Source organism: Catellatospora aurea, from assembly GCF_042663325.1.
Taxonomy (GTDB): domain Bacteria; phylum Actinomycetota; class Actinomycetes; order Mycobacteriales; family Micromonosporaceae; genus Catellatospora; species Catellatospora aurea.
Window position 1 is genome coordinate 1 of sequence record NZ_JBHTAC010000084.1, and the last position, 10,182, is coordinate 10,182.

8 protein-coding genes are annotated in these 10,182 nt (G+C 71.3%); 6 read left to right on the forward strand and 2 right to left on the reverse strand.

Annotation, left to right across the window (positions count from 1 at the left end; translation table 11 throughout):
• Positions 1–331: hypothetical protein (locus tag ACFQO7_RS37330; protein WP_376810819.1), on the reverse strand; the 331-nt coding region annotated here is incomplete at its 3' end.
• Between the two features lie 458 nt (positions 332–789).
• Here ACFQO7_RS37330 and ACFQO7_RS37335 point away from each other — a divergent pair.
• Genes ACFQO7_RS37335 through ACFQO7_RS37355 form a run of 5 tightly spaced genes read left to right on the forward strand, consistent with a single transcriptional unit; the run spans position 790 to position 7,484 of the window.
• On the forward strand, positions 790–3,780 hold the full coding sequence (locus tag ACFQO7_RS37335) for a WD40 repeat domain-containing protein (protein WP_376810820.1): 2,991 nt from the start codon (positions 790–792) through the stop codon (positions 3,778–3,780).
• A 14-nt stretch (positions 3,781–3,794) separates the two neighbouring features.
• Positions 3,795–4,346, forward strand: coding sequence for a hypothetical protein (locus ACFQO7_RS37340; RefSeq protein ID WP_376810821.1), 552 nt, complete (start codon positions 3,795–3,797; stop codon positions 4,344–4,346).
• Positions 4,343–5,542: a peptidoglycan-binding protein gene (locus tag ACFQO7_RS37345; protein ID WP_376810822.1), complete on the forward strand. Its 1,200-nt coding sequence runs from the start codon at positions 4,343–4,345 to the stop codon at positions 5,540–5,542. The genes ACFQO7_RS37340 and ACFQO7_RS37345 overlap by 4 nt, the downstream gene beginning before the upstream one ends.
• A gap of 23 nt (positions 5,543–5,565) precedes the next feature.
• Entirely contained in the window at positions 5,566–6,270 is a 705-nt protein-coding gene (locus ACFQO7_RS37350) for an ABC transporter ATP-binding protein (RefSeq protein WP_376810826.1), read from the forward strand.
• A 44-nt stretch (positions 6,271–6,314) separates the two neighbouring features.
• Complete coding sequence (locus tag ACFQO7_RS37355; protein ID WP_376810823.1) at positions 6,315–7,484, forward strand: ABC transporter permease; 1,170 nt, start codon at positions 6,315–6,317, stop codon at positions 7,482–7,484.
• Positions 7,485–7,790: 306 nt separating this feature from the next.
• Here the strand turns inward: ACFQO7_RS37355 and ACFQO7_RS37360 are convergent, their stop codons facing one another.
• The gene (locus ACFQO7_RS37360; RefSeq protein ID WP_376810824.1) at positions 7,791–8,741 is read right to left on the reverse strand and encodes a hypothetical protein; all 951 of its coding nucleotides are present in this window, start codon (positions 8,739–8,741) and stop codon (positions 7,791–7,793) included.
• A gap of 395 nt (positions 8,742–9,136) precedes the next feature.
• On the opposite strand from ACFQO7_RS37360, the gene ACFQO7_RS37365 reads away from it, so the two are divergent.
• Positions 9,137–10,182: AfsR/SARP family transcriptional regulator (locus ACFQO7_RS37365; RefSeq protein ID WP_376810825.1), on the forward strand; the 1,046-nt coding region annotated here is incomplete at its 3' end.

Consider the following 10,182-nt stretch of genomic DNA (forward strand, 5'->3'; position numbering starts at 1 on the left):
CCCGCCAGCCCGCGCCGGCCGGGTACGCCGCGTACAGCTCGTACACCTTGCAGGCGGCGGGGTCATAGAGGATGACGTGCCGGTCGCCGCTGCTGTCGCGCCCTCCTTCGATCTTGGCGTCGGCGGGCACGGGGTAGGGGCCCTTGTCGCTCTCGCTCGCGTACTCGAAGCTGACCTTGACGGTCTTCTGGCCGGGTTTGATCGTCGTGACGGGGATGCCGATCGGCGCGCCCTGCCACAGCCCGGAACCGAAGTCCGGATGCATGCGCGAGGCCGCGCCGATGCTGTTCACGAGCGCGGCAGAGGAGCGGTGCACAGGAAGTTTGGACACGTCGGCCCGCCACACACTGTTCGCGGGGAACACTCCGCAGGATCCGTTCGCGGGGGGTGGTGTCGATCTGACGGCGCCCGGGCTCGAGGTGATCTCCGCCCGCGGCGACGCCGACGCGGACGTCGGCGCCGACACAGAAGGCTGCACGAACGCCGGATCGGCCGGGCCGTTCGGGCCTGGGGCGGCCTCGCCGCAGGCAGCGAGCCCGAGGGAGAGGCCAGTGGCCAGGACGGTCAGGCGCAGCGGCGCCGCTGATGTCGATCGTCGGAACACGCGCGGAACCTAGTCGCACCTGCTGGAGCGACGCTGACGCGTACGCCGTCGGGTCAGGTCACCGGTGGGCGGAACGGCCTGGAACGGCTGCTCAGGGGGTGCTGCGCCGATCGGGATGGAGGGGCTTTGCGAAGGCATCGACACGAGAAGCGGAGGCGACTGCCGGTCGCGCCGGCGGGTCGACCATGAGCTGGGGCTCGTACGTACTTGCGGAAGCCGACGTCCTGGCTGCCCGTGACCTCGTCAGTGTTGAGACCGCCGCGTGCCTGGACGCGCTGGCCGTGTTCGTGCCCGGCGAGTGTGTCGAGACCGATGTGGTGCTCGCGTACTGGACGGGTCACCTTGGCCTGTCCCGGGCCGCCGCCGAACGCGGTCACCACGAACTCTCCCTCCTGTCCGTGATCAGCCGGCAGGACGAGGCCGCAGGGGTGGTCGCGGCGGCGGTTCGCCCCGCCGTCCTGCGCTACTCACCGGCGGCGCTGCGGCACGCCGACGAAGCGCTGCTGGCAGCCGCCCACGACGGCATCACCCCGTCCGGCGACCTGGGCGAGGTCGGGACACCCTGGTGGCAGCTGCCGCCAGGCAGCCGGTACCTGTATCGCTGGCTGTGCCGGCACCTGCGGCGGTCCGGCCGGGTCTCGGAGGCCGCGGCGCTGAGTCGCGAGGCGCGCTGGATCCACCGCGTGATCGCCGCGACCGAGGTCGGATCGGCCGTGGGCGACCTCCGCCACGGCACGGCCGCGGACCGGCGGCTGGCAGCAGCACTGGCCCGTTCGGCGTCCAGGCTCGAAGCCGCGCGTGCCCACGACGAGCGTGTCCTGCGGGATCATCCGGGCTCGCCCGCCGAAGCGCTCCGGGATGCGCTGCTCGACCTGATCGCCAGAGCACAGGGCACGCCACCCGCGGCCGGCACCGGCCCGACGCCGGTGCGCCTGTCCACCCGCTGGTCGACGATGCCGCAGCCAGGCAAGGCGCTGTCGGCGTCGTACGCTCTCGACGACAGGCCGGGCGCGTTGGCGTTCTCCCCGGATGGAACCCGCCTGGCCGTGCAGACGACCGGCCGGCTGAGCGTGTGGGATTTGCCCACGGGGCGCCGGGAGGTGGTCTCGGGCTCCGGTCCGGTGTTCGCTCCGGACTGGTCCTGGGTGGCCGTCCGCGACACCGGCGGCAGTGCGGCGGTGCACGGCCTGGGCGCCGACAGGTTCACCTGCACAACCGGGGATCAGTCGGTCTACGATCTTGCCGCCGCTGCCGACGGGACCTGGCTGGCGACGGCCGCCAGGTCCGGCACGGTGCGGATCCGGAACAGCCACGACGGGCGCCTGCGGTGCGAATTGGCCGACGCGGGACTGCACGTGGGCGGTGGAGCCGCCCCGGACGGCAGCTGGCTGCTCGTGACCAGACCCGGCGGCGGCACAGTCTGGGACCCGGCGACGGGCAGGTTGCTGGGCACCCTGGTCCACGAGCGTCATGACGCGACCTTCGCCGAGCTCGTCGCGAGGGACTCGTCCTGGGTCGTGACCTGTGACCGGTCGGGCGACGTGGTCCTGTGGGACGCCCGGACGGTGCAGCGGCGGGCCCTGCTGGCCCGGGATCTGCCGTGGCCGCACTGGCGGATCGGCGCGCCCGACTCCTCGTGGCTGCTCATGGCTGGGGAGGACGGAGTGCCCAGGGTATGGTGCTCCGCCGACGGCGCGCTCACCGCGACCCTGCGCGCACACCGGGACCGGCTGACCGGATGCGAGGTGTCGCCGGACGGGTCGTGGCTGGCCACCGCCGGCGGGGACGGACTGGTGCGGGTCTGGGACACCGGCGACTGGAGGGTCCGGACCGTCCTTGAACCCCGTGGCAACGGGGCTGCCGCCTGCCTCGTCGCCGCAGACGGATCGTGGCTGGCGACTCGCCGGGATGATCACGTGCAGCTGTGGGATTCGCGTGACGGTAGCCTGCGCGCCGAGGTCGACTGCGGCGACCGCATCGACCGGTGGGCCGTCACCGCCGACGGCTCCCTGCTGGCGACTGCACACGAGGGCACGGTCCGGGTCTGGGACACCGCCCTGCCGGACCCCAGTACGCCCGACGACGATCCCGACGGCGAACCGGGACATGTGCTCGCTCCGTGCGGGCCGTGGATCGCGGTCCACGGAGCCGCCGGCGTGCGAGTGCGTGACGAGGCGAGCGGAAGGCTTCTGTGGCGTTGCTCCGACGTCGGTGACCCGCCGACATGGGCAGCCGCATCGGACGGATCCTGGCTGGCCGCCGTAGACGGAGACGGGATGCTGCGCGTCCGCCACCCGCGTACCGGTGCCGTGCTGGCCAACCTGCCCACCGGCGGCAGCCGCGTCAGGTGCTGCGCCCACGCCGCCGGCCGGCTCGCCGCCACCGGGGACGACGGCCGGGTGCGGTGCTGGCGGACCGACACCTGGCAGGAGTGCGCGGACTGGGACGGCGGCCTCGGCCCGCTCACCGCCTGCCTCATCGCACCGGACGGATCCTGGCTGGCGGCTGGCGGCACCGACTGCGCCCGCATCTGGGACTTCGACGGCGAGCTACGGGCTCAGCTCGACGGGGCCGTGCTCGACGGGGCGATCGTGGCGGCGAGCGGGCGGTGGATCGGTGCCGTCGACGGCGGCATGGTGCAGTTCTGGGACACGAACGAGGGTTTCCGGCTCGACCGAGGCGGGTGGCACGGCGTCCTGCACCGCTGCGTGGCGAGCCCGGACGAGGCGTGGGTGGGTCTGGTCGGGCTGCACGCCAACCAGTACGGTTTCACCGCCGACGCCCTGCCGATCCGACCATACGTCGAAGAAGGCGAATTCGGGCTGTTCACCGAAAGAGCCGTCGAGCTGGCGACCGGCGATGTCGCGCCCTCGCCGGACGGGCGCTGGGCGGCCACCACGGACGGGGCGGGACCGATCCGCGTCTGGGACGTCGCGACGTGGCGTCCGGTGGCCGCGGCCTGGGCGGACGGCCGTGTTCGGCGATGCGGCTGGCTGGCCGACGGCACGGGCCTGTGGGTCGTCGGGCCGCGCGGTGTTCAGGTCTTCGACCTCGCCCAGGCAACCTCCGGTCGCCGGAGGTCCGTGTCATCACCCGACACCGTGGAAGGCGGTGGGTCCACGCCGGCCGGCCCGTTCGACGGGCGCCGCGCGTGGGGACGTCAACGCTCCCCGTGACACTGGAGGACAAGGTGCAAAGAACAAGAGTCGCGCTCGCAGGGCTGTTCGCGGCGGCGCTGGTCGGCCTGGGCACGGCCTGCTCGGACCCGGCAGCTCCCGAGGTGCCGACCGCCCAGCCGCAGACCACCCCCAGCACGGGCGCATCCGTGGCCCCGTCACCGAGTAAGCGGGAGAGCGACTACGACAAGGCGTTGCGGTACACCCGCTGCATGAACGACCAGGGCGTCAAGATCGACGATCCGGTGATCGGGCAGCGGCTGCAGTACGCCGAGCCCACGAAGGCCGGCTGGGGACCGATCGTCCTCACCGAGGAGTTCGAGAAGTGCAAGAAGCACCTGCCGGCGACCTGGCCGGTCAAGGCAGACCCCAAGGACGTCGCCCGCGACCGGCCGTTCGCCGAGTGCCTGAAGAAGCAGGGCCTTGAGGTCACGTGGGCCGAGCCGGACGCCGACGGGATGGTCCACTATCCGGCCGACCCGAACGATGCGAACCGGCCCGAGTACCGAGCGGCCGAGGCCGCCTGCCGACACACCATCGACGACCCCGCAGGCGGTGGCCGATGACGCACGACGCAGCGGAACCCGCCGGTCCGGCGGTGGCAGACTTCAGGCCCGTGCCGAGTCCCGGCATCGGCCGACGGCGCCTGTCCCGCAGATCCGTCGTCGTGGCGGCCGCAGGCCTTGCGGTCGGTGGCGCCGGAGTGCTGTTCGCCGTGCTGCGGCGGCCGGACACAATGCCGGCCACCGCGCCGCCGGCGCCGAACACCGGCACCATCACCCGTACGACGCTCATCGACGTGATGACTGTGCAGGGCGAACTCGGCTACGGCCCCGAACGCGGCGTGGAGAGCCGCCTGACCGGCACGGTCACCGAGCTGCCGCCGGTGGGCAAGGTAATCAGTAGGGGGCAGACCCTTTTCCGGATCGACGACTCGCCCGTGATCCTGATGTATGGCAAGGTGCCCGCATACCGCACTTTGACGGCCGGCCGCCGCGCGCCGGACCCGGGTGCCACGCCCGGGGCCGGCCAGGGCGAGGGCCAGCAGCCGCCCGCCGCGGTGCCGGCCTCGCGGGGCGCGGACGTCAAACAGTTCGAGGAGAACCTGCGAGCTCTCGGGTACCGGGAGCACACCGCCGACGAGCAGTTCAACTCGCAGACCGCGAGCGCGGTCCGGCGCTGGCAGAAGAGCCTGGGCCTGGCGCAGACCGGTGAGGTCGAACTCGGCCGCGTCGTCTACGCGGTCGGGCCGGTGCGCATCGCCAAACACGAGGTAGCCGCGGGCGGGGTGGCCACCGGCCCGCTGCTGAAGACGACCGGGGCGACCCGGCTCGTCACGGCACCGGTGCCCGAGCGCAACCAGGCCATCGTGAAGGTGTCGACCAAGGCGACCATCTCCCTGGCCAACGGAACCGAAGTCACCGGCACCGTGAGTTCGGTCAGCACCGCCTCCGACGACCAGGGGCGCGGTGGCCCGGAACCGATGCTCGACGTGGTGCTGCGGCTCGACGACCCGAAGGCCGTGGACGGTCTCGACGACGGCCCGGCACGGGTGCGGTTCGTCGTCCAGGAACGCGCGGACGTCCTGGTGGTTCCCGTAGGCGCGCTGCTCGCCCTGGCCGAGGGAGGGTTCGGGCTACAACTGCTGGAGTCCGGCGGCAGCCGCGTCGTGGCCGTCACCACCGGCCTGTTCGCGGACGGGAAGGTAGAGGTCAGCGGCCCCGAACTGCGCGAGGGAACGACCGTGGGGATGGCCCGATGACCGCGACGAACGCCGAGGCGCCGGTGGTGGAGCTCATCGGGGTGACGAAGACCTACCCGGGCGGTGTCACCGCGTTGCGACCGACCGACCTCACCATCTTGCCGGGAGAGCTGGTCGGCGTCGTCGGACCGTCCGGTTCCGGGAAGTCCACGCTGCTCAACCTCGTCGGCACCCTGGACCGGCCCACCGCGGGAACAGTCCGCATCACCGGACACGACCTGGCGCAGTTGAGCGACCGGCAGCTCGCCACACTGCGGGCGACCACGATCGGGTTCGTGTTCCAGCAGTTCCACCTTGCACCGGCGGTCAGCGCCGTCGACAACGTCGCCGACGGGCTGCTGTATTCGGGCCGCTCCCGCAAGGGCCGCAGAAGCGACGCGGAACAGGCGCTGGACCGGGTCGGGCTCGCCCACCGCGGTCACCACCGCCCGCACGAGCTGTCGGGCGGAGAACGGCAGCGGGTCGCTATCGCACGGGCGATCGTGGGCAGGCCCGCGCTGCTGCTGGCTGACGAACCCACCGGCAACCTCGACACGGCCACCGGCGCGAGCATCATGGAGCTGCTGCGCGACCTCAACGCCGGCGGTTCCACGGTGCTGGTCATCACGCATGACCTCGACGTCGCGGCAGCACTCCCGCGGCAGGTCACCGTGCGTGACGGCCAGGTGCGCCGGGACACCGGCGCGGCGGTGGCAGAACTGCGGGACGCGACGGCGGTGGCACCGTGAGCGCGCGGTCCTTGCTGCAGCCCCGGCGGCTGCCCCCGGCTGACGTGCTGCGGGTCGGTGCAGTCGGATTGCGCACCCGACCAATGCGGGCCGCGTTGTCGGCGTTGGGCATCGCCATCGGCATCGCCGCCATGCTGGCCGTCGTCGGCATCTCCTCGTCCGGCCGGGCCGACCTGCAGCAGGTGCTCGACGGTCTGGGCACCAATCTGCTCACCGTGGCCGGCAGCGAGAGCGTGTCACGTCCCGGCGAGAGCGTCCGGCTCCCCCCGAACGCGACCAACATGATCGAACGCATCCCGCCGGTGCTCAGCGCCGCGTCGATCAGCCGCCTGCCCGACACGGTGCACGTCTACCGCAACGAACGGGTGCCGGCACAGCAGACCAACGGGATCGTTGCCTACGCCACGGAGCTCGACCTGCCGCAGACGGTGGGCACCAGCATGAGCCGCGGCACCTGGCTCAACGCGGCGATCGCGTCGTACCCGGGTGTCGTGCTCGGCTCCGCAGCAGCTCAGCGACTCGGCATTCTCGACGCGGCTGCGGACATGCTCGTACAGATCGGTGGCAGGAACTTCGCCGTCGTCGGGATTCTGCAGCCCATAACCCTGGTTCCGGAGCTCGACAGCGCCGCTCTGATCGGCCCGGCCGCGGCCACGAGCTACCTCGGCGGGGATGGTCTGCCCACGACGGTCTACGTGCGCGCGGTCGACAACCAGGTGGCCGCGGTCAGGGAGGTCCTGGCGGCGACCGCCAACCCCGCGGAGCCCTATCTGGTGTCGGTGTCCAGGCCGTCCGACGCGCTCGCGGCAAAGCTCGCCACCGAGCACGCCTTCAACGGCCTGCTACTGGGCCTGGGTGCGGTGGGTCTGGTCGTCGGTGGAGTGGGCGTCGCGAACACGATGGTGATCTCGGTACTGGAACGGCGATCAGAGATCGGTCTGCGCCGGGCGCTGGGCGCGACCCGCGGACAGGTCAGGCTGCAGTTCCTCACCGAATCACTGCTGCTGACCACGCTGGGCGGACTGGGCGGGGTAGGTCTCGGCGCGGTCGTGACCGCCGGCTATGCCACGTTGCAGAACTGGCCACCGGTGGTTCCCGGCTGGGCCGCGGGGGCGGGGCTGCTGGCCACGATCGTCGTCGGCGGCATCGCCGGCCTCTATCCGGCGATCAGGGCAGCCCGCCTGTCGCCCACCGAGGCGCTGGCTTCGGTCTGACCGGGCGCCGCGCAGCCGGACACCACCGGCTGCGCGGCTGAACGCCACGAGCCGATCGAGGCCAATCTGTTCCACGGTTCAGGTCCGGCTCAGCGCCGCATCAGCGTCTGCTGCGAGCATGAGCCGGTCGGTCGGCCGGCACAGGCGCACCACCTCGGGGCTTCTCGCCCGGCCGGGCGGCGACGCGGGTACCCGGCCCCGGACCCGCGGCTCGCTGGAAGCAGTGGTCATTCTCTCCAGGGTCAGTGTTTCCAGCGAGCGCCCGGCCGCCGAGCCGGAGCTTCCTGGTCAGGGCGACCAGGCGTGCTACGGCAGCGACAGCGTCGCCTGCCCGTCGAACCAGTCCCAGAACGGCACGCCGCGATGGGCGTACAGCATGCCGTCACCCCATGCCCGCACCGGGGGATCGTCAGGGTCGTCGGCGAGGTCGAACACATCGCTGCGGTCGTCGCCGTAGGAGAAGAATTCCAGCAGCTCGCTCGACAGGCGGGTCTGTGCGTTGCCTTCGACCCGGACTCGGGCCGGCTCGTGGTGGCCGAGCACCTGACTCCAGGGCCTGACGAACCCGGGTCCCCACAGCTGCCACATGCCGTCACCCATGCCGCCGTGGACGCTGTACAGCGCGCGCAACGGCGCAGGTAGCCACGCTCCGTCTCTGACCTGCGGCCGATGCGCCGGCGCGTCGCCGAGGAAAGCGCTGACGTCGCCGAAAGGCGCCCACGCGAGAGCGTGCCGGCGGTCGAACGGTGGGCGTGAGGCATCCCGCGACCCGCCGTCGACCGTGCTGCGCTCCGACTCACGGTAGTGAAGGTAGGCCAGCACGGGCGCGTCAGCCGTGCCCGTGAACATGGCCAGCCCCAGCAGACGCCGCCGAAGCCGCTCGACGAATCCGGGAGCGAGCACGTCGACGGCCGACCAGACACGGGTGATGGCCTCGTCCAGGCGGGCACTCGGCCCTATTTGCCACGGGTTCGCCGCGAACGGCACTCCGAGCGTGTCGCCGTCGCGCAGGATCAGCCCACGCAGGCCCGGGGCCTCGCCGAGGAGGTGCCTCTGCGGGAGCAGGTCGCCGAGCACCGCCGGGAAGTGGTCACCGCCGGTCGAAGACAGCAACGCCAGGCGTATCACGCGGATGACCTCCCACCGCTGGGTGGACCACGGCAGCTCGTCCAGTGCGGCCAGGCTTCGGAGCAGGTCCGCCGAGACGTCCATACCGGCTCTGGCCAGTTCGAGGTGCGCGTGGGCCTGGTCGAGCACCGGATCGATGTTCATCGCGGATCTCCCTTCGGTCACGGGTCCAGGTCGCGGATCAGCCGGGCCCGTACGGCACGCCATGGGGCGTGACCGCTGTCTGCCCAGGTCGTGATGTCGGACGGAATGAGGCGTGACCCTGCGGTCCTGGTGGAGTGCCGTCGTAACCGGCCGATGTGGAACCCAGCGGAACGCCGAAGGAACGACGACACGGGCTGTGACCTGTAGAGCCGCCCTGAGTACGTGGCCTGGCTTCGGGGGTGGCACCCGCTGCCCCATCAATGGCCCCAGCCGTGTCGCTGGTGCTTCACATGTCCGGCGTCTTCGGCGGCCCCGATCGGATCGGTCGGTGACCGAAGTGCTTCGTCTCGGATCTCTCGAACGACAGATGGGTTGGGCTGATGGACGCTCGGGTGCGGTTGCTGGGTCCGGTTGAGGTGTTGGTGGATGGGGTGGCGCGGCCGGTGGTGGGGTTGCGTCGGCGGGCGTTGCTGGCGGCGCTGGCGTTGCAGCCGCGCGAGGTCGTCTCGGCGAAACGCATGATCGACCTGGTCTGGGCCGAGGGCGGCCCGGTGACCGCCCTCAACACGCTGCAGAGTCATGTGTCGTTTTTGCGGCGTGAGTTGGGGTTGCGGGATGTGATTGTGGGTCGGGCGCCGGGTTATGTGTTCGATTTGGGTGATGGTTGTACGGATGTGCAGGTGGTGGAGGGGTTGGTGCGTCGGGCTGGGGGTGAGGTGGATGCGGGGCGGCGTGCGGGGTTGTTGCGGGAGGCGTTGGGGTGGTGGCGTGGTGGGGCGTTGGCTGGTTTGCAGGATTTGGGGTGGTTTGGTGAGCAGGCGGTGCGGTTGGAGGGGGTGCGGCGGGGTGCTGCTTGGTCGTTGACGGAGGCGCGTTTGGCGTTGGGTGAGCATGGTTCGTTGGTGTCGGAGTTGGAGCATTTGGCGGAGCGGCATCAGTTCGATGAGGAGCTGCATCGTCAGTTGATGTTGGCGTTGTATCGGTGTGGGCGGCCGAGTGATGCGTTGGCGGTGTTCGGTCGGTTGCGGCGGCGGTTGGCTGATGAGTTGGGGGTGGATCCGGGGCCGGTGTTGCGGGGGTTGGAGGCGTCGATTCTTCGTCATGACGAGGGGTTGGATGTCGTGGTGGGTGGGTCGGTGTCCGGTGGTGGTGTGGGGTCGGTGGTGCGGCCGGTTCGTGGTGGGGATGTGTTGGTGGAGCGTGGTGTGGAGTTGGGGTTGGTGGAGGAGGTGTTGGCGCGGGCGGGGGGGCTGGGGTGGGGGTCGGTGGTGTTGTTCGAGGGGCCGGCGGGGATCGGTAAGTCGAGTTTGTTGGCTCAGGCGCGGGTGTGGGCGCAGGGTTCGGGTTTTGTGCTGGTGGCGGGTAGTGGGCGTGATCTGGAGCGGGGTCATGCGTGGGGTTGTGTGCGGCAGATGTTGGAGGGGTT